The 21,766-nt window shown below is 33.3% G+C and carries 20 protein-coding genes and 1 CRISPR repeat array; of the genes, 17 read left to right on the top strand and 3 right to left on the bottom strand.

Annotation, left to right across the window (positions count from 1 at the left end; genetic code table 11):
* The first annotated feature begins 243 nt into the window (after positions 1-243).
* The 3 genes from QO200_RS14480 to QO200_RS14470 are packed head-to-tail and all read left to right on the top strand — an operon-like array spanning position 244 to position 3,226.
* Complete coding sequence (locus tag QO200_RS14480; RefSeq protein ID WP_371541250.1) at positions 244-1,380, top strand: ABC transporter substrate-binding protein; 1,137 nt, start codon at positions 244-246, stop codon at positions 1,378-1,380.
* Between the two features lie 52 nt (positions 1,381-1,432).
* Positions 1,433-2,413, top strand: a complete 981-nt coding sequence (locus tag QO200_RS14475; protein ID WP_371541271.1) for an iron chelate uptake ABC transporter family permease subunit — start codon at positions 1,433-1,435, stop codon at positions 2,411-2,413.
* A 27-nt stretch (positions 2,414-2,440) separates the two neighbouring features.
* Positions 2,441-3,226: an ABC transporter ATP-binding protein gene (locus QO200_RS14470; RefSeq protein WP_371541247.1), complete on the top strand. Its 786-nt coding sequence runs from the start codon at positions 2,441-2,443 to the stop codon at positions 3,224-3,226.
* 178 nt (positions 3,227-3,404) lie between these two features.
* Here the strand turns inward: QO200_RS14470 and QO200_RS14465 are convergent, their stop codons facing one another.
* Positions 3,405-3,857: a tRNA (cytidine(34)-2'-O)-methyltransferase gene (locus QO200_RS14465; RefSeq protein ID WP_371541244.1), complete on the bottom strand. Its 453-nt coding sequence runs from the start codon at positions 3,855-3,857 to the stop codon at positions 3,405-3,407.
* A gap of 102 nt (positions 3,858-3,959) precedes the next feature.
* The gene (locus QO200_RS14460; RefSeq protein WP_371541241.1) at positions 3,960-4,526 is read right to left on the bottom strand and encodes a pseudouridine synthase; all 567 of its coding nucleotides are present in this window, start codon (positions 4,524-4,526) and stop codon (positions 3,960-3,962) included.
* A 255-nt stretch (positions 4,527-4,781) separates the two neighbouring features.
* Here QO200_RS14460 and cas9 point away from each other — a divergent pair, with 255 nt between their 5' ends.
* The 8 genes from cas9 (at position 4,782) to QO200_RS14420 (ending at position 15,385) form a co-directional block, all read left to right on the top strand.
* Positions 4,782-9,383 carry a type II CRISPR RNA-guided endonuclease Cas9 gene (cas9, locus tag QO200_RS14455; protein WP_371541239.1) on the top strand — a complete coding sequence of 1,534 codons (4,602 nt, stop codon included), beginning with the start codon at positions 4,782-4,784 and terminating at the stop codon, positions 9,381-9,383.
* A gap of 139 nt (positions 9,384-9,522) precedes the next feature.
* Entirely contained in the window at positions 9,523-10,419 is an 897-nt protein-coding gene (gene cas1, locus QO200_RS14450) for a type II CRISPR-associated endonuclease Cas1 (protein ID WP_371541236.1), read from the top strand.
* Entirely contained in the window at positions 10,412-10,759 is a 348-nt protein-coding gene (gene cas2 / locus QO200_RS14445; RefSeq protein WP_371541233.1) for a CRISPR-associated endonuclease Cas2, read from the top strand. The genes cas1 and cas2 overlap by 8 nt, the downstream gene beginning before the upstream one ends.
* A gap of 117 nt (positions 10,760-10,876) precedes the next feature.
* Positions 10,877-11,528: direct repeats of the CRISPR family, unit length 46 nt; unit sequence GTTGGGAATTATAAGTAAAAATACAATTTTGAAAGCAATTCACAAC.
* A 356-nt stretch (positions 11,529-11,884) separates the two neighbouring features.
* Entirely contained in the window at positions 11,885-12,262 is a 378-nt protein-coding gene (locus tag QO200_RS14440) for a hypothetical protein (RefSeq protein WP_371541230.1), read from the top strand.
* A gap of 130 nt (positions 12,263-12,392) precedes the next feature.
* The gene (rmuC, locus tag QO200_RS14435; RefSeq protein ID WP_371541227.1) at positions 12,393-13,763 is read left to right on the top strand and encodes a DNA recombination protein RmuC; all 1,371 of its coding nucleotides are present in this window, start codon (positions 12,393-12,395) and stop codon (positions 13,761-13,763) included.
* Positions 13,764-13,769: 6 nt separating this feature from the next.
* Positions 13,770-14,135, top strand: a complete 366-nt coding sequence (locus tag QO200_RS14430; RefSeq protein ID WP_371541224.1) for a 6-phosphogluconate dehydrogenase — start codon at positions 13,770-13,772, stop codon at positions 14,133-14,135.
* Between the two features lie 2 nt (positions 14,136-14,137).
* Positions 14,138-14,686 (top strand): acyl-CoA thioesterase, encoded by a 549-nt coding sequence (locus QO200_RS14425; RefSeq protein ID WP_371541221.1) that lies wholly within the window; start codon positions 14,138-14,140, stop codon positions 14,684-14,686.
* 162 nt (positions 14,687-14,848) lie between these two features.
* A complete protein-coding gene (locus QO200_RS14420) occupies positions 14,849-15,385 on the top strand; it encodes a YceI family protein (RefSeq protein ID WP_371541218.1) in 537 nt (178 codons plus the stop codon).
* 238 nt (positions 15,386-15,623) lie between these two features.
* Here QO200_RS14420 and QO200_RS14415 read toward each other — a convergent pair whose 3' ends face one another.
* Positions 15,624-16,538, bottom strand: coding sequence for a TIGR01777 family oxidoreductase (locus QO200_RS14415; RefSeq protein WP_371541215.1), 915 nt, complete (start codon positions 16,536-16,538; stop codon positions 15,624-15,626).
* A gap of 121 nt (positions 16,539-16,659) precedes the next feature.
* Here QO200_RS14415 and QO200_RS14410 point away from each other — a divergent pair, with 121 nt between their 5' ends.
* From QO200_RS14410 to QO200_RS14385, 6 genes are read left to right on the top strand one after another with little or no spacing between them, the layout of a single operon-like run.
* Complete coding sequence (locus tag QO200_RS14410; protein WP_371541213.1) at positions 16,660-17,319, top strand: TetR family transcriptional regulator C-terminal domain-containing protein; 660 nt, start codon at positions 16,660-16,662, stop codon at positions 17,317-17,319.
* Complete coding sequence (locus QO200_RS14405) at positions 17,319-18,617, top strand: ABC1 kinase family protein (protein WP_371541211.1); 1,299 nt, start codon at positions 17,319-17,321, stop codon at positions 18,615-18,617. Before QO200_RS14410 ends, QO200_RS14405 begins: the two co-directional genes overlap by 1 nt.
* Positions 18,618-18,619: 2 nt before the next feature.
* Positions 18,620-18,901 (top strand): TIGR03643 family protein, encoded by a 282-nt coding sequence (locus QO200_RS14400; protein ID WP_371541208.1) that lies wholly within the window; start codon positions 18,620-18,622, stop codon positions 18,899-18,901.
* Between the two features lie 11 nt (positions 18,902-18,912).
* Positions 18,913-19,596, top strand: coding sequence for an SDR family NAD(P)-dependent oxidoreductase (locus tag QO200_RS14395; RefSeq protein WP_371541206.1), 684 nt, complete (start codon positions 18,913-18,915; stop codon positions 19,594-19,596).
* A 29-nt stretch (positions 19,597-19,625) separates the two neighbouring features.
* The gene (gene folE, locus QO200_RS14390; protein ID WP_091433551.1) at positions 19,626-20,240 is read left to right on the top strand and encodes a GTP cyclohydrolase I FolE; all 615 of its coding nucleotides are present in this window, start codon (positions 19,626-19,628) and stop codon (positions 20,238-20,240) included.
* A 23-nt stretch (positions 20,241-20,263) separates the two neighbouring features.
* Positions 20,264-21,682 (top strand): SDR family oxidoreductase, encoded by a 1,419-nt coding sequence (locus QO200_RS14385; protein WP_371541203.1) that lies wholly within the window; start codon positions 20,264-20,266, stop codon positions 21,680-21,682.
* Positions 21,683-21,766: the final 84 nt, after the last annotated feature.

The raw sequence follows: 21,766 nt of genomic DNA, 5'->3' as shown, positions 1-21,766 counted from the left end.
AAATTACAACAATTACTTTTCCTTATCTTTCTTTTTAGAAAGCTTAACTATAAGCCACACAAAACCAACTACAAAATGCAATATGATAATCCCTGCAACAATATAGATGAAGGTATTTGAATTGTCTCTCATGATTTATTTTTAGATAAAATTACTCTATTATTATTGGAAAAAATGTATCAAATATCACACAAGCTTATTTTTATTAAAACAAAACAATACTTTTGTAAAAAAATTAGATTTATGAAATTCGTTAAAAACACACTGTTCCTCTTTCTGATTTCTTTGTTATTTATCCAATGTAAAAAAGAAACCCATCAGGAAACAAAATCAGGGTTAAAAAACGAAATCCAGTATGCTAAAGGATTTGAGATCTATAGATATAAGGGCTATTCAATAGTTAAAATCACCAAACCTTGGCCTGGAGCCAAAGAAAATTTCACCTACGTTTTACAAGAAAAAAATGGAATCATTCCAGATAGCATAAAGCAGTTTACCACGATTCAAATTCCTATAAAATCTATTGTCGTAACCTCAACCACGCACATACCTTCCCTGGAAATGTTAGGCGTCGAAAATACATTAGTTGGCTTTCCCAATACCGATTATATTTCGTCTGAAAAAACCCGAAAACGCATTGATGCAGGAATGGTGAGAGAAGTGGGAAAAAACGAAAATCTAAATACAGAAGTTTTAATTGACATGGAGCCAGAAGTGATTGTTGGCTTTGGGCTAAACAGCAGTAATCCTTCTTTAGATATTTTACAAAAAAGCGGTTTAAAAGTAATATTCAATGGCGATTGGACGGAACAGTCCCCTCTTGGAAAAGCAGAATGGATCAAATTTTTTGGCGCTTTATACGGACTGGATTCCAAAGCAAATTCAGTATTTAGTGAAATTGAAAAAGAATACAATAGCACTTTGGCTTTAGCCAAAAAAGCAACACAAAAACCTACCGTTCTTAGTGGTTCCATGTTCCAAGATCAATGGTATGTACCCCAAGGGGAAAGTTGGGCTGCCCTGTTTTTAAAAGATGCACAAGCAGATTATTTATGGAAAGACACAAAAGGTACTGGAAGTATTTCCTTGCCCTTTGAAGTCATTCTAGAAAAAGCACAGCAAGCAGAATTCTGGATTGCTCCTGGTGATTTTTCCTCTTTAAAACAAATGAGCGACAGCAATCCCCATTACAAGGAATTTGAGTCATTTAAAAATAAAAAAGTATATTCGTATGCCTTAAACAAGGGGGCAAAAGGAGGAATTCTATATTTTGAATGGTCCCCTACCCGCCCAGACTGGGTTTTAAAAGATTTGATAAAGATCTTTCATCCAGAATTAGTACCAAATCACGAACTGTTTTTCTTTCAGAAATTAGACTAAATTGAATCACACCAATCGAAATACCGTTCTATTCGCAATCCTAACCATTGGAATGGTTTGCCTATTTTTAATCAACCTCAGTTTAGGATCTGTTTCCATACCCCTAAAAGAAGTATTTAACAGTCTCATAGGAGGAACCCCAACCAAAGAAACCTGGCATTACATCATCGTTAATTATCGATTACCAAAGGCGATTGCAGCAATATTAGTGGGTATGGGTCTATCGATAAGTGGCTTATTGATGCAAACCTTATTTAGAAATCCGCTAGCGGGACCTTATGTTTTAGGACTGAGCTCAGGAGCCAGTTTAGGTGTTGCCACCGTAATTCTAGGAGCGGCGTTTTTACCACAATCCATTGCTTCTATAATGATGTCTTCTTACGGAATCGTATTGGCTTCAAGCCTAGGAAGTTTTTTGGTATTAATGGCTGTTTTGGCTGTATCCTATCGGTTGCGAGACACGATGGCGATCTTAATTGTAGGGCTGATGTTTGGGAGTTTGACAAGCGCTATTGTGGGAACATTGACTTATTTCAGTACCGCTGAGCAACTACAAAAATTCACCTTTTGGTCTTTGGGAAATTTAGGGAATCTATCCTGGACCTCCATTGGCATTTTATTCGTTTGTGTACTACTAGGACTTTTTCTAAGTCTTTTTAGTATTAAACCGTTAAATGCGCTGTTGCTTGGAGAAAATTACGCCCGTAGTTTAGGATTGAACTATAAAAAAACAAGACTTATTATCATTTTTGCAACGAGTGTTCTGGCGGGTAGCATTACTGCTTTTGCCGGCCCAATTGCTTTTATAGGACTGGCCGTTCCACATATTGCAAAGCTGGTATTTCAGACCAGTAATCACACTATTTTGTTTTGGAGTACTTTGCTTTTTGGAGCCAGTATTATGCTTATTTGCGATAGTATTTCACAAGTTCCCGGCGGAGATATCACACTGCCAATTAATGCTGTAACTTCTGTTTTTGGAGCGCCGATTGTTATTTGGTTATTGGTTCGAAAACGAAAAATGATTGGATGATTTTTTTAAAAAACTCTTATTCTTATAATGATTAGCACTAAAGACATACTTACTACATCAAATCTAAGCATTGGATACACATCTAAAGCAGAGACTACTATTATCGCCGAAAATCTTAACTTGAATTTGCAGGCGGGAAAACTAATTGCTTTAATTGGAGCAAATGGAATAGGGAAATCAACCTTGCTTCGAACAATAACTGGCATTCAGAAACCACTTTCGGGAACTATTTCTCTTAACGGTAAAAACATTCATGCAATAGATGCTTTAACCTTAGCGCAAAATCTAAGTGTAGTACTAACTGAAAAATTACCACCCAGCAATTTAACTGTTTTTGAGCTGATCGCTTTAGGAAGACAGCCTTACACCAACTGGATTGGAAAACTGACAGAAACTGATATTGCCAAAGTACGTGAAGCCATGGAACTGACACAAATTAGTCATTTAGCAACCAAAAAACATTACGAAATCAGTGATGGTCAATTGCAAAAAGTGCTGGTAGCTCGCGCTCTTGCACAAGATACACCGCTTATAATTTTAGATGAGCCTACTACCCATCTAGATCTATTACATAAGGTAGCACTGTTTAAACTATTAAAAAAACTCACTCAGGAAACAAATAAATGCATTCTCTTTTCAACCCATGATATCGATATGGCCATACAATTGAGTGATGAAATGATTATCATGACTCCCGAAACTGTTATTCAAGATGAGCCCTGTAATTTTATTTCCAAAGGAACTTTTAATACCCTATTCAAAGATGAACATATTTTTTTTGATGCACAAAAAGGAAAGTTCGTAATTGTATAATAATCTAAAACTAGCTGATAAAAAGAGAGAGACCGCGTGTAAAAAACTAGTTTTAAAATACAATCTTACTCAGTAAAATTGAACACTAGAAAGAATGTCAAATTCAGAAAAATGATGCATTCTAATTTACTCATCTTCTTAACAACAGCATTCTTTTGCGACTTTTGATGCGAGTAAACTACTTGAGTAGAATCTGTCTTTTAGCCTCGCCAATAACAAAAGCCACTGAATTAGCGATGTTAAAACTCCGAATCAAATTTGACATCGGAATTTTTAAATGATTTTCGAATTTACCCAAAACTTCTTCGCTTAGTCCTTTACTTTCTTTTCCAAAAACCAACCAATCTCCGTCTTGGTACTCTATATCCAAATAGGATTTTTCAGCATGCGAACTCATTAAGAAAACACGAGAAGCATCAGGAATTTGAGCAATCCATTCTTCTACGTTTTGATATTCAGTAACATCAAGATGAACCCAGTAATCCAATCCCGAACGTTTCAGGTTTTTATCATTGATTACAAATCCGAAAGGGTGAACTAAATGCAAGCGGCTTTCGGTGCCTACGCACAATCGGCCAATATTTCCGGTGTTATTCGGTATTTCGGGTTCAACTAAAACTATATTTAACATTTAAAAAGATTTAAGATTGTTGGTTAACGACACCTGTTTTTTGATTGATACCTATGATTAGACTTCTTGATTTTCGTAATTGTTATTGACTATTGATTTTTGCTATTGAAAATTTTCAACTTCAATAACTTCTCCAGATTGCAAATTATCCAGGTGTACATTTCCTATTCGCACACGAACCAGTCTAAGGGTAGGAAAACCAACTGCAGCTGTCATTTTACGTATTTGACGAAACTTGCCTTCGTTGACAGTTATCGAAGCCCAGGAGGTAGGACCGTGGCGTTCGTCCCATATTTTTTTTCCTCTAGCGCCAAAAGCAGGAACTTCAATGATTAAGGAAGCTTCACATTTTTTAGTGATGTACTTGGTTCCATTGAAACCTATCTCGACACCAGCCTTTAGTTTGTCAATAGCGTCCTGATGGATAATCCCGTCGACCTGCACATAATATTCTTTGTCTACTTTTTTAGATCGAATGATTTCACTCATCATCCCATCTGTTGTTAGCAACAATAACCCTTCCGAATCTTCGTCCAGACGTCCTATTGCCATCGTTCCTTTTGGAAAATCGTGCAACTCGCCTAGCAGTTTCTTTTTTCGTTTCAACTCATAGATAAACTGACTTAAATAACCGTAGGGTTTGTGAAGGATGAAATGCTGATGGGACATTGACTTAATTTGATTTTATAAAACGCAAAGATAGTCTTGTTTTTAAAATAAAAAAGCGACAACCGTAAGGATGCCGCTTTGAATGTTTTCACAACGGAATAATCCTTATTGTGAATTGCTTCAAAATTGTATTGCAATTATACAACAAAAGTTTCAAAGTTCTATTGAGGTTTCCCGTAAGGATGTTAATTTTCTTATATTTATATTTCGAAACTCATTCAGATAACAGCAAAAATCAGCATAAAAATATAGAAAATGAAAAAAATATTAGGATTAGATTTGGGTACAAATAGTATTGGGTGGGCATTAACAAATAATGATTTTGATAATAAACTTGGGAATATTGAAGGATTAGGAAGCAGAATAATCCCAATGAGCCAAGATGTACTTGGTAAGTTTGACAGTGGTGTTTCTATTTCCCAAACTGCCGAAAGAACAAAGTACAGAGGAACTCGAAGATTAGTACAACGTTTTTTATTAAGAAGAGAACGACTTCATAGAGTTTTAAACATCCTTAATTTTCTACCTAAACATTATTCCGAAGCAATTGATTTTAATAAAAAACTTGGACAATTTAAACCTGAAACAGAAGTGAAATTATCATTTTATAAAAATGAAGATGGTAAAAACCAATTTCTATTTCTGGAAAGCCACCAAGAAATGCTTGCTGAATTCAAATTAAAAAATCCTGATTTAAAACAAGTCCCTTATGATTGGACTATTTATTATTTGAGAAAAAAAGCTTTAACTAAAAAAATATCAAAAGAAGAGTTGGCGTGGATATTACTAAATTTTAATCAAAAAAGAGGGTATTATCAATTACGAGGGGAAGAACAAGAAATAAAAAAAAACAAACTAGAAGAGTTCCATACCCTGATGGTAGTTGATGTAATTGAAAGAGAAAAAGGTAAATCTGGGATTTGGTATAATGTAATTCTTGAAAACGGATGGGTCTACAAACGTGAAAGCAAAATCACATTATTTGATTGGGTTGGTAAACAAAAAGAGTTTATTGTAACCACTGAATTAAATGATGACGGAACTATAAAACTAAATAAAGACAACGAAGAAAAAAGAAGTTTTAGATCGCCAAAGGAAGACGATTGGGGATTAATAAAGATTAGAACAGAACAAACTATTAACCAGAGTGGCAAAACTGTAGGTTCTTTTATTTATGACACATTACTTAGAAATCCTAATCAAAAAATAAAAGGTGAGCTAGTTAGAACAGTCGAAAGAAAATTTTACAAAGATGAAATATCAAAAATTTTAAAAACACAGATAACGTTTCATTCCCCTATTTTAACTGATCAAAATCTTTATGAAAAATGTATAAATGAGTTATATAGAAATAATGAAGCTCATAAAAACAATATTAAAGAAAGAGGTTTTGACTACTTATTTTTGGATGACATTATTTTTTATCAACGGCCGCTTAAAAGTAAAACTTCATTAATTAGTGATTGTAATTTAGAATTTAGACCGATTAAAGATAAAAAGGGAGTTTTAGTAAAAGATGTAAATGGAAAGCAAATTGTAAAACCTGTAAAATGTATTGCAAAATCAAATCCTATTTTCCAGGAATTTAGATTGTTACAATTTGTAAAAAATCTAAAAATTTATAAAAAAGGAATTACAGAAGATATTGATGTAACTAATGAATATTTAAAAACGGAAGAAGATATAGTAGAGCTTTTCAATTGGTTGAATGATAAAGCAGAAATAAGTCAGAAGCAATTTTTAGCATATCCGAAATTTAAATTAAAAGAAGACAAATACCGATGGAATTTTGTAGAAGATAAAAGTTATCCGTGTAACGAAACAAGAAATCAATTTTTGAATGCTATTGCAAAAACCGACATAGATAAATCTTTTTTTAATCTCAAAAATACTCAGGATTTATGGCATATTTTATATTCAGTAACTGATAAAATTGAATTATATTCCTTCGATGAAAATACTGGAATTCATTCTGGTGCAATTAGCACATTTGCAAGAAAACATAATTTACCAGATGAATTCATTGGAAATTTTTCAAAAATAAAACCATATAAAAAAGACTATGGTTCCTATTCTGAAAAAGCAATAAAGAAATTATTGCCATTAATGCGTTTTGGAAATTATTGGAACGAAAAAAATATTGACACAAAAACGTTAGCAAGAATAGACAAAATGCAAACAGGAGAATTTGATGAAAACATTAGAACTCGTGTACGTGAAAAGGCTATTGACTTACATGATATTTTAGATTTCAAAGGATTGCCTTTATGGCTAGCTTCTTATATTATCTATGACAGGCACAGTGAAGCGAGTGACATTTCTAAATGGAAAACGCCCGCTGATATTGATCAATTTCTAAAGTATGATTTTAAACAACATTCGCTGAGAAACCCAATTGTGGAGCAGGTTATCACAGAAACTTTACGCGTTGTGAAAGATATTTGGCAACATTATGGAGAAGGAAAAGAAAACTTCTTTGACGAAATTCATATTGAATTGGGTCGTGAGATGAAAAATCCAGCCGCAAAGAGAAAACAAATGACAAATCAGATTTCTCTAAATGAAAATACAAACCTGAGAATAAAAGCCATTTTGACTGAGTTGAAAAATGATGGAGCTAATGATGTCCGTCCGTATTCACCAAGTCAACAAGAGATTCTAAAAATTTACGAAGAAGGAGTTTATAGTAATGAAAACAGAAAAGAAAAATTAGAAGAAGTTGACAAAATTAGAAAAAATGCAAAACCCACCACTTCTGAAATCATAAAATACAAACTGTGGTTGGAACAAGGTTATATTTCTCCATATACAGGGAAATTAATACCATTAAGTGACTTATTTACAATAAAGTATCAAATCGAACACATCATTCCGCAATCAAGATTGTTTGATGATTCATTATCAAATAAGGTTATTTGTGAATCAGAAGTCAATGAACTTAAAAGCAACATGACAGCTGTAGAATTCATACTAAAAAACGAAGATAGAATTGTAACCTTAACAGGAGGAAAAACCGTCAAAATATTCACTAAAGAAGCGTACAACCAACATATAACCAGCTATTACAGCAAAAATAAAAACAAGCAAAAACGATTATTGAGTGAGGAAATTCCAGAAAAATTTATCGAAAGACAATTAAATGATACTAAATATATAAGTAAAATCGTAAAGAATCTTTTAAGCAAAATAGTTCGAGAAGACGATGAGCAAGAAGTAACTTCAAAACATGTTATTCCCCTAAATGGGTCAATTACTTCCAAAATGAAACAAGACTGGGGTTTGAATGATGTTTGGAACACTATAGTCACACCTCGTTTTGAACGTTTGAATGCAATTACTAATTCCACTGATTTTGGTAAATTAGAGCTTAAAAGAGATGCATATGGGAATGGTGGTAAACAAGTCTTTCAAACCACAGTACCGGATGAAATTGCAAAAGGCTTTTCTAAAAAAAGAATAGACCATCGCCATCATGCTTTGGATGCATTGGTAATTGCCTGTGTGACCAAAGACCACGTCAATTATTTAAATTCTATCAATACGGAAAGAACAAATTATTCGTTAGTTTCTAAATTAAGGAAAATAGATGAAATTAAAATTAATGGAAAAACACAAAATGTTGCTAAAGAATTCCACAAACCATGGGAGCATTTTACAAAAAATGCAGAAGATGAATTGAATCAAACTATTATTAGTTTCAAGCAGAACACAAGAGTTATCAATAAAACGGTAAACAAATACGAAGTGTGGAAAGAAAAGGATGGTGTAATGACCAAAATTACAACTAAACAGGAAAAAGGAGATAACTGGGCAATTAGAAAACCAATGCATGCTGAAACTGTGAGTGGAAAAGTAAGCTTAAAGCGCATTAAACAAAGCCATATTACTATTGCAAATACAATTGAGCAAATAGAATTAATTGTCGACAAGGAAGCTAAAAAACAACTGCAAGCAAAAATCAAGCTATATCCAAACAATAATGATGGTTTAAAAAAACACCTCAAAGCTTTTCCTATAATGATTAATGGAAAAGCTATTGACAAAGTGCAGATTTATGAAACCATTCAAGCTACTGCGACTCGTAAAACACTTGACATTACTTTTGATAAAAACAAAATTGAGAAAATAACTGATACTGGTATTCAAAAAATCCTATTAAAGCATCTTCAACAAGAAATGTATCAAAATGTAGTTGACGAAAACGGAAAAAAATTCCCAACTCACGAAGTTGCTTTTTCTGAAAATGGTTTAGATGAATTAAATAAAAATATTACAGCATTAAATAATGGTAAAAAACATCAACCAATAAAAAAAGTTCGTGTTTTTGAGGAAAGTAATAAATTCCCTTTAGGAGAAACTGGAAATAAAGCGAATAAATTTGTTGAAACAGCTAAAGGAACAAACTTATATTTTGCTATTTACAAAGATGATTTACATAATAAAAAATTCATTACCATCCCTTTAAATATTGTTATTGAGAATCTAAAAGATGGATTGTCGCCAGTCCCAGATAAATATTTAGATGAGAAAACCAAAACACAGTACCAATTAACTCAATTTCTATCTCCTAATGACCTAGTATATATCCCAACAGACGATGAAATAGAGAATTCAAATCTAATAGATTTAAACAGCTTCAACAAAGACCAAGTACATCGTTTATATAATGTTAATGATTTTTCAGGTTATACTATTTATTTTACTCCAAATCAATTTGCGAAAAACATAGCTCCAAAAGAGTTAGATACAAGTTTTGATTCTAAACTATCTAAATCATTAGAAGGAATGACAATAAAAGAAAAATTTTGGAAGCTAGAAGTTGATAGACTTGGAAAAATTAAGAGAATAATTCGATAATAAACTATTATTCCAAAATTCGTTAGGATTAGCCTTTAACTATTCATTTGAAATCAATACAAAATCAATAGGAATGGGTTTTAACCCATTCAATAATATTAAATAGTCCAAATCGGCTTTAGCCAAAACAGTAAAAAAAATGATAAAACGAACCCTTTTCTTTGGTAATCCAGCTTATTTGAGCACTAAAAACGAGCAAATTGTCATTTCTTATCCTGACAAGGAGCAAGAAACTAAAACTGTGGCTATTGAAGATATTGGGGTTGTCGTATTAGAAAACCAACAAATCACTATTACCAATGGTTTGCTCGAAAAACTGACCAATAACAATGTGGCATTAATCAACTGTGACCAACAGCATTTACCTATTGGTTTATTAATGCCCTTGAACGGTCATACGGAACAAAGCGAACGGTTCAAGAATCAAATTAATGCTTCTGTCCCACTCAAAAAGAATTTGTGGCAGCAAACCATTAGTTCTAAAATTAGGAACCAAGCGGGACTACTAAAAGAAAAAGGAATCCCCTGCCGAAAAATGGAAATTTGGGCACAAGAAGTAACATCTGGAGATGCACTCAATCACGAATCGAGAGCGGCGGTTTATTATTGGCAAAAACTTATCACAGTGGAGAATTTTACTAGAAGCCAAAAAGGAATTCCACCCAATAATCTATTAAACTATGGCTACGCTATTTTGCGAGCCATTACCGCCAGAGCTATAGTCAGTTCAGGGATGTTGCCTACGTTAGGGATCTTCCATCGCAACAAATACAATGCGTATTGTCTTGCCGACGATATAATGGAACCCTATCGTCCCTATGTAGATTTAATTGTGTGTCATATTATGGAAACCGAAGATTCGTATGGAGAATTGACCATTGCTATTAAAAAACAATTGTTAAACATTGCCACAATAGATGTGTTCATAGACGGTAAAAACAGTCCACTAATGGTGGCAATGAGCCGTACAAGCAATTCCTTACACGAATGTTTTGAGGGAACAGCAAGGAAAATTTTATACCCTATCTATGTATGACGAACATTACACCCGATTAAATCAATATAGAAGTTTGTGGATACTCGTATTTTTTGACCTGCCTACTGAAACGCGGAAAGAGCGTAAAATTGCCAGTGGATTTCGCAAGAAATTATTGGACGATGGTTTTTCTATGTTTCAATTTTCCATCTATATGCGTTTTTGTGCTAGTAGAGAAAATGCAGAAGTACACACCAAACGAATTAGGAATAATTTGCCCGAACACGGCAAAATTGGCGTGATGCAAATAACCGATAAACAATTTGGGATGATGGAACTTTTTTACGGAAAAAAACCAGTTGAAACGGATAAACCTTCGCAACAATTGGAGCTATTTTAGAAATATAGGATTCTAAAACCGACTAACTACTTGAATAACAACATGTAGGTAGCTCTTTTTTTCGATTTCAAAACAAACTCGTAACTACCAACATATCAAACGATTATATCGCGGTATGTTGGGAATTATAAGTAAAAATACAATTTTGAAAGCAATTCACAACTGGATGTTATACTCAAAGATTTGGAGAAGCGTTGGGAATTATAAGTAAAAATACAATTTTGAAAGCAATTCACAACTAGTGGCTACTGCAACAGGCACAAACCAAAGTTGGGAATTATAAGTAAAAATACAATTTTGAAAGCAATTCACAACAAAGTTAGTGTCTACCTTTACAGTGAAGCCGTTGGGAATTATAAGTAAAAATACAATTTTGAAAGCAATTCACAACACGTTCTGTTAAGATTAGTGACTAACTCTAGTTGGGAATTATAAGTAAAAATACAATTTTGAAAGCAATTCACAACATATGTCAGTCAAATCTTTTATAGTCAATTGTTGGGAATTATAAGTAAAAATACAATTTTGAAAGCAATTCACAACACAAGATACTATTTTCCAATACTCTAGAAAGTTGGGAATTATAAGTAAAAATACAATTTTGAAAGCAATTCACAACGCATAGTCACCCATCGAATTTTTTACAAAGTTGGGAATTATAAGTAAAAATACAATTTTGAAAGCAATTCACAACCATAATGGTATATAAACAAAAAAGACTACGTTGGGAATTATAAGTAAAAATACAATTTTGAAAGCAATTCACAACGAAAAATCGTTGCAACAAAATCGGAAGGTCGATTTTCCGTTGTGAATTGGATGTTTAAAGCTGAGCAGCTAAACGCAACTGAATTGACCCTCCTCTCTTTAATAGGTACTAATTATTCAAAATATAATTTTTGAAAGAAATCACCAATCGTTGACTTAAATAAATGTAACATTTTAGGGTAACCTATTAATTCAGTTCAAATGATATTGGACGCAAAGATAGCATTGTTTTATTAGCATATAAATTTCAATGACCTACATTTTAGCAATCTAAAAGCTATGTTAAATGATTTTCTTTCTTCCTCAAAAAGCTGTAATATTATAATTCTGAAAAAACAATCACTTAAATTTTACATCATGGAAAATAAAGATTCAAATTCAAATAAAGACCTCGATAAACAAAACACAAATGAAGGTTTTAGCGAAAAACAGATCGCTGATACAGACAAAAATCAAGATTCTATGCTTACTAACGAAATAGAAATTGATGCCGAAGGAAATAAAGTCATTGTACAACGAGCCCGAAATGTTGATGGATCAATTGCTCACATCCCTGATGAAGAACGTACATGGAATGAAAACGAAAGCTTAAGCAGAGGAGTTACTACTGAGGAAGAAGAGATGAAAACAGTCGAAAATGAAGACCTCAACTCAGACATCACTGCAAATCGTTATCCGAACTCGAATCCCGATAATCACAAAGATCGAGGAAATATAAAATTAGATGATGAATAATGCCTATTCAATGATTTAAGAAGCCAATAAGAACAATCGTTTTTATTGGCTTTTTTTATTTTATGATTAATAAATTTAGCACTAAGATGTAATATTGTTTACTTTTACGAGTACATCAATCAATCTTTCTATGTCAAACATGGTCACTTTTTTATTCTTATTTATTATTGCTCTTGCGATTGGTATTTTCATTGGAAAGCTTATTTTCTCCGCCCGTTTTCAATCTGAAAAAATAAGCCTGGAAGAAAAACTGATTGCCTTTTCTTCTCAATTTAATCAAGTAAAAGAGCAACTTTTGAATGATAAGTCTGCTTTTGAAAAACAAATAGAAAATAGTACTTACGAGAAGGAAGTTATTCGTAACGAAAAAGACAGTCTGGCAATCCAACTTTCTAAAAAAGAAGTTGATTTTGAGAACCTATGGGAACGTAACAAAGAGCAAAAAGACGAAGTAGAAAAACTACAGCAGAAATTCACCAAGGAATTTGAGAATCTCGCTAATAAAATATTAGAAGAAAAATCCAATAAATTCACAGAGCAGAATAAGGAAAATATGAAAAACATCCTGTCTCCTCTGCAAGACAAGATCCAATTATTCGAAAAAAAAGTCGAAGATACCCACAAAGAAAGTATCGATTATCATGCGGCTTTGCGCCAACAAATTTTAGGCTTGCGCGAAATGAATATCCAGATGAGCAAGGAAACCATCAACCTGACCAAAGCATTAAAAGGAGATAGTAAAATGCAGGGGAATTGGGGAGAACTGGTGCTGGAACGAGTATTGGAAAAATCAGGTTTAGAAAAAGGACGGGAATATGAAGTGCAACAAAGCTTTACTACTGCCGAAGGAAACCGTGTTTTTCCAGATGTGGTGATTAACCTTCCGGACGGTAAAAAAATGATTGTCGATTCAAAAGTATCCTTGACCGCATATGAAAAATACATCAATGAGGAAGACGACGATTTAAAAAGTGGCTATTTAAAAGAGCATGTTAATTCGATAAAACGTCATGTAGAGCAATTAGGAAATAAAAATTATCAGGATTTATACCAGATAGAAAGCCCTGATTTTGTTTTGCTTTTTATCCCTATTGAACCCGCATTTGCGATGGCACTAAATGAGGACACTGCTTTATACAACAAGGCATTTGAAAAGAATATTGTAATTGTTACTCCTGCTACCCTACTGGCTACATTAAGAACGATTGACAGTATGTGGGCAAACCAAAAGCAACAGGAAAATGCCTTTGAAATAGCCAGACAAGCTGGCGCATTATATGACAAATTCGAGGGCTTTGTCGCTGATCTAATAAAAATTGGAAAGAAAATCGACGAAAGTAAAATAGAATATAGCAGTGCCATGAATAAACTAGTGGAAGGAAAAGGAAATCTTATTACTAGTGTTGAAAAGCTAAAAAAAATGGGGGCAAAAGCTAAAAAATCACTTCCTGAAAACATTTTATCAAGAGCTGAAAAGGAGGAAAACCAACTATTAAACTAAAACAAAATGAAGAAATTTTTAGGAATTCTTGCGGCAGTACTAGTACTATCTGTAATTAGCTATTTTACGTTTGTCTATTATGCTACTTATAGCGAAGGCATACGATCTGGCCAACTCATAAAGTTTAGCCATAAAGGAGTCGCTTTTAAAACCTGGGAAGGAGAAATAAGCCAAGGCATCTCAGGCTCACAAATTTTTGCTTTTTCTGTATTAGATAAAGACAAGGAAGTGATTAGTAACTTAAAAGAGATGGAAGGACAGTATGTAAAATTGTCTTATATAGAACGCTACAAAACATTCCCTTGGTGGGGTGACTCTAAATATTTTGTCATAGGCGTAAAAGAAGATGAATCCCCATTTAAATCAAAATAAAGATGAATAACACTTACAAGACAGTTGCCTCATCAAACATTACCATTTCAGAATTAATGTTGCCGTCTCATACTAACTTTAGCGGTAAAATCCATGGTGGTTATATTCTTTCTCTACTCGATCAGATTGCTTTTGCCTGTGCATCAAAATTTTCTGGAAATTATTGCGTCACAGCCTCTGTGGATACCGTGGATTTCTTAAGACCTATCGAAGTGGGAGAACTAGTAACTATGAAAGCTAGCGTCAATTATGTAGGCAAGAGTTCTATGATTGTAGGCATTCGAGTAGAATCTGAAAATATTCAAACAGGTGCGATAAAACATTGCAATTCCTCTTACTTTACCATGGTTTCAAAAGACAAAGAGGGTAAAAATGAACGAGTCCCCGGTCTAATTCTTTCTAATTTAGAAGAAGTACGTCGTTTCTTTAATTGCTTAAAACAAATTTCCTTGAAAAAAGAAAAAGACCGTCATGAGGAAGTTTTTGATTACACCTCAATAGAAACCTTAGCCAGTTTAGAAAAGTATAACGTATTAGTCGAGTTAGGCTAATTCTACCGTTTACTCCCACTATTAATATATAAAATCATTCAAAATCCATAAAGAGACCTGAAAATCAATTTTTTAGGTCTCTTTTGCTATGATAGCAACTGAATTTTACTGCTTATTTGAAATAAAAATCGTAACTTTAAGTAGTATCATTCAGACTCTACAATGAAGAAAACTCTACTCTTATTTTTACTATTAACTGCATTTATCATTGATGCTCAGGAAAAAATGACTTCCACAAAGGGAATCATTATTTTTGAAGCGTCAGTGCCCTTTTTTGAGCCAGTAAAAGCTATAAATAAGGACGTAAATCTTATTTTAAATACTAAGAGAGGAAGTATATCATTTGTAGTCTATATCGATCATTTTTCGTTTGAAAGAAATTTAATGCAGGAGCATTTTAATGAAAATTATATGGAAAGTAAAAGGTACCCAAAAGCGACCTTTAAAGGTTTAATTGAAAAGTTTGATTTAAAAAACATTGGGTCTAATGCAAAAGAATATTACATTAAAGGAAAAATAACCATGCACGGAAAATCAAAAAATATCCGTGTCTCTGCGAAAATTAAAAAAGTAGCGGCCGGGATAGAATTAATCTCTAATTTCACCTTAAACTCTGATGATTATAATATCGAAATCCCTTACGTTATTAGAAGCAAAATATCTAAAAAAGTAAATGTTAGAGTTAAAACCATTTTATAATAGGATTGCTTGGTTATAACGGCCCATTTCAGTTCAACATTTTATAAAATAAACCAATCTGAGATGTAAGTCAATAGTTTTAGTTTTGCCTTTTAAAAGTTTACTCAGCCTGCGACTTGTCTTCATCCTGATAGAATAAATGCCTCTTAACATTTTAGTCAGTTGTGTACTGACTTCTATAAACTAAAATTAAATTCATTAGGCACTTCTTTTGAATTACTCTCCTAACTTATAAAGTCTATTTAGATAAGCAAATTTTCAACGTTTCATCTAAATTAGTATGTTTAAAATTAAATCCTAGTTCCTGCACTTTATCGGACGACACTCGCCTCCCTGTCAACAATAATTTAGACATTTCCCCTAATACCATCTTAATTAAAAAACCTGGAACATTAGGAAGCCAGATTTTGTACCCATAAACCTTCGCCAATGTTTTAGAAAAGATTGTATTCGTTGTATTATCATTTATCGCAACATTATAAGGCCCTTTCATATCTTGATTCTTAATTGCTTCAAGATATACTGCACACAAATCCTCAACATGAATCCATGGCATATATTGTTTTCCCGAACCTAATGCCGAACCGAGTCTCCATTTAAAAATAGGAGCCAATTTATTCAGTATACCATCGTTTTCGCCTAACACTAAGCCAGTACGGATTTTCACTGTGCGTATACCTAATTTTTCAAACTGATCTGCAGCCTCCTCCCACTTTTGACATGTAAGTCCCAGGAAATCATCACCTGCAGCAGTATTTTCTGTGCAAATTTCGTCCCCGTTCACTGCTCCATAAATACCAATTGCCGATGCAGAAACAAAGGCATCCAACTTTTTATCGTTTTTCTTTAAAACAGAATAAATTAGCTGTGCCGATTGTTGCCGACTGTTAACAATTTCTTCTTTTCGCTTACTTGTCCACGGCTTTTCAGCAATATTTGCTCCTGCCAAATGAATTATATAATCTGCATTCAATATTGCTTCCTTTTCTATGGTCTGTTTTTGTATATCCCAAGTATAGTAAAAAATACTTGCTGTATTTTCTCTTTTACTTCTACTAAGTATAGAAACGGTATATCCGCTATTTATCAACAGCTTTGTGAGTTCCGTCCCAACAAAACCAGTACCTCCTGTGAGTAATACATTCTTTTTCATAACAGTATATTTAATCGTTCAATTCATTAAAATCAAAGATACAATAAAATTTTGTTTAACTTTATGATTGTTTTGTTAAACATTCCTTACCTTTATACTCTAATTTTTTAATTAATTGAAAATGGCTACTAAGAAAACTGCAATAACAAAAGAGAAAATAGTTTCTATGTATATGGACTATATTTTAGAAAATGGCGAAAAACCCAAATCAGTGTATCTTTTCGCAAAATCAAACGGCTTTACAGAAACAGACTTTTATGCCTTTTTTGGAACTATGGAAAGCATAGAGAAAGAAATTTTCAAAACTTTTCTGGAAATGACAATCGAATTACTCCATAAAGATAAAGCCTACGTTGACTATGATATGAAAACAAAGATGCTAAGTTTCTACTTTACATTCTTTGAATTACTTTCTGCAAATAGAAGTTATGTTACCATGACTTTAAAGGAGCACGATAACCAGCTAAAAAATCTAATGCAACTTTCAAGTCTGAGAACTGCCTTCAAGAAATATGTAGGCGAAATTATAACAGACGAGTATCGTATTAAGCAAGAAAAATTTCAAGACTTCCAGAAAAAAGCAATTCAGGAAAGTGCTTGGATCCAATTATTGTTAACGTTGAAATTCTGGCTAGATGATGATTCTCCATCATTTGAGAAAACAGACATCTACATTGAAAAATCAGTGAAACTGAGTTTTGAACTGATGAACATCGCACCAATAGATAGTTTAATTGACTTTGGGAAATTTATTCTTAAAGAAAAAATACAAAACAAATAATGAAAACGATAGATTATATACCAACGTCAAAAATTGAAAGAGCCACAAAACTTGTACAAACAGGGGCAAAAGTAGGCGTCAATTACCTTAAATATTACGGAGAAAAAATCGTTAACTCTGATCTTACTCGGGATAAGCTAAATGAAAACAATGCCGAAGACATTTACGACGGCTTAAAAAGCTTAAAAGGGAGCGCCTTGAAAGTTGCTCAAATGTTAAGTATGGATAAAAGTTTTTTGCCACAGGCTTATGTAGAAAAATTCTCTTTGTCTCAATTTTCAGTACCACCACTTTCGGCTCCGTTAGTATTAAAGACTTTCAAAAATAATTTAGGAAAAACTCCTTATGAAATCTTTGATGAGTTTAACGCTAATTCTGTAAATGCAGCCAGTATTGGTCAAGTCCATTCGGCAGTGAAAGACAATAAAAAACTAGCGGTAAAAATTCAATATCCTGGCGTTGCCAATAGCATCTCCTCTGATTTAGCATTGGTAAAACCAATTGCCATCAGAATGTTTAACCTACAAGGAAAAGATTCTGACAAGTACTTTAAAGAAGTCGAAGATAAACTAATTGAAGAAACCAACTATTTATTGGAACTAAAACAAAGCCAAGAGGTTGTTGATGCCTGCAAGAAAATAGACAATCTTGTCTTTCCAGAGTATTATCCTGAATATTCTTCTGAGAAGATTATCACTATGGATTGGATGACTGGAGTTCACCTTTCTGAGTTTAAAAATTCAGATCCTATAATCGCCAATAAAATTGGACAAGCTTTATGGGATTTCTACATGTACCAAATTCATGTTCTAAAAAAAGTACATGCTGACCCACATCCAGGTAATTTCTTGGTGAATGATAAAAATGAATTGATAGCGATTGATTTTGGATGTATGAAAACCATCCCAAATGAGTTTTACGTTCCCTATTTTGAATTAATCGATCCGAAAGTAATCGATAACAAAAAGATTTTTAGCGAAAAATTATTTGAACTAGAAATCCTTAGAACTGATGATTCTAAAGAAGAAGTAGATTATTTCACAGCTATGTTTTACGACTTACTATCGTTGTTTACTAAACCGTTCCAGGAAGAAACTTTCGATTTCTCAGACGCAGTGTTTTTTGAAAGTATAGCTAAATTAGGTGAACGATTTGCCAGTGACACCAACCTTAGAAAAATGAATGGAAATCGTGGTTCGAAGCATTTTATATACATGAACAGAACGTTTTTTGGTCTTTATAATTTAATGTTTGATTTAAAAGCCAAAATTACAGTGACCGAATATCTAAAATACTAACAATGACAGAACATCATTTATCTGATATAGAAAAAGACCGAGTAATTGAAATGGCTTGGGAAGACAGAACCACATTTGATGCTATTTTACTTCAATTTGGATTAAAAGAGCAGGAAGTTATTGATTTAATGCGCATAGAATTGAAACCCACAAGTTTCATAATGTGGCGCAAAAGGGTTCAAGGGCGCAAAACAAAACATGAAAAACTTCGTGATTTTAAAGAAGGTCGCTTTAAATGCAGTAGACAAAGACAAATTAACAACAATAAAATATCCAAAAGATAAACACCATTCAAATGAAAAACATCGTAATTGTAGGCGGTAGTAAAGGTATTGGAAATGCCATTTTACTAGAGCAATTAGAAAACAACCTTGTACACAACATCAGTAGAAATGAGCCAGACGTTTCACACCCTAATCTAACTCATTATTCTATAGACGTTTTAAAGGATGAACTTCCTTCTATAGAAAATATTGACAGCTTGATTTACTGCCCAGGTTCTATTAATTTAAAACCAATAGGCAGCTTAAGCATCGATGATTTTAGGAATGATTTTGAGATAAACGTCATAGGAGCAGTAAAAACGATTCAAAAATATTTACCTGTTCTAAAAAAAGGGACTAACCCATCAATTCTATTGTTTAGCACAGTGGCGGTAAAACTAGGAATGCCTTTTCATGCCAGTATTGCTACTGCAAAAGGAGGAGTGGAAGGATTAGTAAAATCATTAGGAGCAGAATTGGCATCGGTAGTACGCATCAATGCTATTGCTCCCACGATTACTGAAACCTCACTATCGGCAGGAATTTTAAGAAATGATCGAATGAAAGAAAACATGGTGGAACGCCACCCAATGAAAAATTATTTAAAACCAGCGGAAGTAGCCGAAATGGCCAATTTTATTATTTCAGAAAAGGCCAAATCAATTTCAGGCCAAATTTTTGAAATGGATTACGGCATTGTTACCTTTAAAATGTAATTAAAATCAAGTACTAATAAGACCAGAATATGATAGTTAAAGAAATCAAAAGTTACGAAAAAGTAGAGCGTTATGATACTGAAATCACTGATGCAATTGCTGAAAATTATAAATCGATAATCGATAATTTAGGGGAAGATGTGAATCGGGAAGGAATTGTGAGTACACCGGTTAGAGCAGCTAAAGCAATGCAATACTTAACGCATGGTTATGGCCTGGACCCACTAGAAATTTTAAAGTCGGCACTATTTACAGAGGATCACAGACAGATGATTGTTGTAAAAGATATAGAAGTGTATTCCATGTGTGAACATCATATGTTGCCATTCTTTGGAAAAGCGCATGTTGCTTATATTCCAAATGGTAAGATCGTAGGGCTGAGTAAGATTCCTCGAATTGTCGATGCTTTTGCGAGAAGAATGCAAGTACAAGAAAGATTAACCGATCAAATAAAAGATTGTATTCAAGAAGCTCTAAATCCGCTTGGAGTAGCTGTTGTTATTGAAGCGCAACATATGTGCATGCAAATGCGAGGCATTCAAAAACAAAACTCAGTAACTACCACCTCCTCTTTTACAGGTGCTTTTGAAAAAGACAAAACCAGAAAAGAATTTATTAGTCTAATTTCCAATAAATTTAGCTAAATTTAATTCTTAAAATAAAATCTATGAAAATTCTCTTAACAGGCGCAACAGGTTACATCGGGAAACGACTATTACCAATTTTGGTAGGACAAGGACACGAAATAATCTGTTGTGTTAGAGATAAAAATAGATTTTATACGCCAAAAGAATTTGAAAAGAATATTGAAGTAATCGAAGTCGATTTTCTTAAGGAAGAAACGCTATCAGCAATACCATTAGATATTGATGCCGCTTATTACCTCATCCATTCTATGTCTAGCTCATCAGACAATTATGATGACTTAGAAAGTACTTCGGCTAAAAATTTTCTGCAACGAATCAATCAAACAAATGCAAAACAAGTCATTTACCTCACCGGAATTGTCAATGACAAATCACTTTCGAAACATTTGTCTTCCAGAAAAAATGTAGAGGATATTTTAAGCTCGGGAACTTATGCAATGACTGCACTCAGAGCAGGAATTATCGTGGGTTCTGGTAGTGCTTCATTTGAGATTATTAGAGATTTGGTGAACAAGCTTCCTATTATGATTACACCAAAATGGCTGAACACAAAATGCCAACCCATAGCAATTGCTGATGTACTGGACTTTCTTTCGAAATCATTACTAAACCCAGTTACTTATAATCAAAATTTTGACATTGGCGGACCCGATATTCTTACTTATAAGGAAATGTTGTTGGGTTTTGCCAAAGCAAAAAAACTAAAACGATGGATTTTTACTGTTCCTGTAATGACACCTAAGTTATCTTCTTATTGGTTGTATTTTGTAACCTCTACCTCTTATAAACTAGCATCTGCTTTAGTAAGCAGTATGAAAGTTGAAGTGATTTGTAGAGATCATCGCATCAATGAATTATTGCAGCTAAAACCCATGACGTACGAACAGGCTTTGTCTAGAGCATTAATAAAAGTAGATGAAGATAAAGTAGCATCTAGCTGGAAAGACTCTTTAGTTAGCGGGCGATTTAATACCAATATGTCTGATTACCTAAAAATTCCAGAAAAAGATTGCTTCATTGATAAAAGAAAAATGAAAATCGTAGACAGAGAATATACCGTAAATAAAATCTGGTCCATTGGTGGAGATACGGGCTGGTATTATGGAGATTGGTTATGGGAATTACGTGGTTTTATAGACAAACTATATGGTGGTGTTGGTTCCCGCAGAGGACGAACGAATAAAAGAGAAATTCATGCAGGTGACGCCTTAGATTTTTGGCGCGTACTTTATGCCAACAGAGAAGAAGGGAAATTAGTTTTGTTTGCCGAAATGAAATTACCCGGAGAGGCTTGGCTGGAGTTTAAAATCATCGATAACACCTTAATTCAGACAGCAACTTTTAAACCGAAAGGATTTTGGGGTAAATTATACTGGTATTCTGTTTTTCCGTTTCATGGGTTTATATTTAATGGAATGCTGAATAAATTGATTAAATAGATTTTAACAACATATAAGTCATATAAGTTTTAAAAAACAGAGAGCGATGAATAAATTGATTGAATATATGTTCAACCTATAAGT

Source organism: Flavobacterium sp. Arc3, assembly GCF_041431375.1.
GTDB lineage: Bacteria > Bacteroidota > Bacteroidia > Flavobacteriales > Flavobacteriaceae > Flavobacterium.
This window is presented reverse-complemented; position numbering and strand designations above follow the sequence as displayed.

Coding starts and splice junctions, on each gene's coding strand:
- QO200_RS14480 (WP_371541250.1), top strand. CDS start 244: ATGAAATTCGTTAAAAACACACTGTTCCTCTTTCTGATTTCTTTGTTA.
- QO200_RS14395 (WP_371541206.1), top strand. CDS start 18,913: ATGAAAAACATCGTAATTGTAGGCGGTAGTAAAGGTATTGGAAATGCC.
- QO200_RS14420 (WP_371541218.1), top strand. CDS start 14,849: ATGAAGAAAACTCTACTCTTATTTTTACTATTAACTGCATTTATCATT.
- QO200_RS14465 (WP_371541244.1), bottom strand. CDS start 3,857: ATGTTAAATATAGTTTTAGTTGAACCCGAAATACCGAATAACACCGGA.
- cas1 (WP_371541236.1), top strand. CDS start 9,523: ATGATAAAACGAACCCTTTTCTTTGGTAATCCAGCTTATTTGAGCACT.
- cas9 (WP_371541239.1), top strand. CDS start 4,782: ATGAAAAAAATATTAGGATTAGATTTGGGTACAAATAGTATTGGGTGG.
- QO200_RS14400 (WP_371541208.1), top strand. CDS start 18,620: ATGACAGAACATCATTTATCTGATATAGAAAAAGACCGAGTAATTGAA.
- QO200_RS14385 (WP_371541203.1), top strand. CDS start 20,264: ATGAAAATTCTCTTAACAGGCGCAACAGGTTACATCGGGAAACGACTA.
- QO200_RS14475 (WP_371541271.1), top strand. CDS start 1,433: ATGGTTTGCCTATTTTTAATCAACCTCAGTTTAGGATCTGTTTCCATA.
- QO200_RS14405 (WP_371541211.1), top strand. CDS start 17,319: ATGAAAACGATAGATTATATACCAACGTCAAAAATTGAAAGAGCCACA.
- QO200_RS14460 (WP_371541241.1), bottom strand. CDS start 4,526: ATGTCCCATCAGCATTTCATCCTTCACAAACCCTACGGTTATTTAAGT.
- cas2 (WP_371541233.1), top strand. CDS start 10,412: ATGTATGACGAACATTACACCCGATTAAATCAATATAGAAGTTTGTGG.
- QO200_RS14415 (WP_371541215.1), bottom strand. CDS start 16,538: ATGAAAAAGAATGTATTACTCACAGGAGGTACTGGTTTTGTTGGGACG.
- QO200_RS14470 (WP_371541247.1), top strand. CDS start 2,441: ATGATTAGCACTAAAGACATACTTACTACATCAAATCTAAGCATTGGA.
- rmuC (WP_371541227.1), top strand. CDS start 12,393: ATGTCAAACATGGTCACTTTTTTATTCTTATTTATTATTGCTCTTGCG.
- QO200_RS14410 (WP_371541213.1), top strand. CDS start 16,660: ATGGCTACTAAGAAAACTGCAATAACAAAAGAGAAAATAGTTTCTATG.
- QO200_RS14430 (WP_371541224.1), top strand. CDS start 13,770: ATGAAGAAATTTTTAGGAATTCTTGCGGCAGTACTAGTACTATCTGTA.
- folE (WP_091433551.1), top strand. CDS start 19,626: ATGATAGTTAAAGAAATCAAAAGTTACGAAAAAGTAGAGCGTTATGAT.
- QO200_RS14425 (WP_371541221.1), top strand. CDS start 14,138: ATGAATAACACTTACAAGACAGTTGCCTCATCAAACATTACCATTTCA.
- QO200_RS14440 (WP_371541230.1), top strand. CDS start 11,885: ATGGAAAATAAAGATTCAAATTCAAATAAAGACCTCGATAAACAAAAC.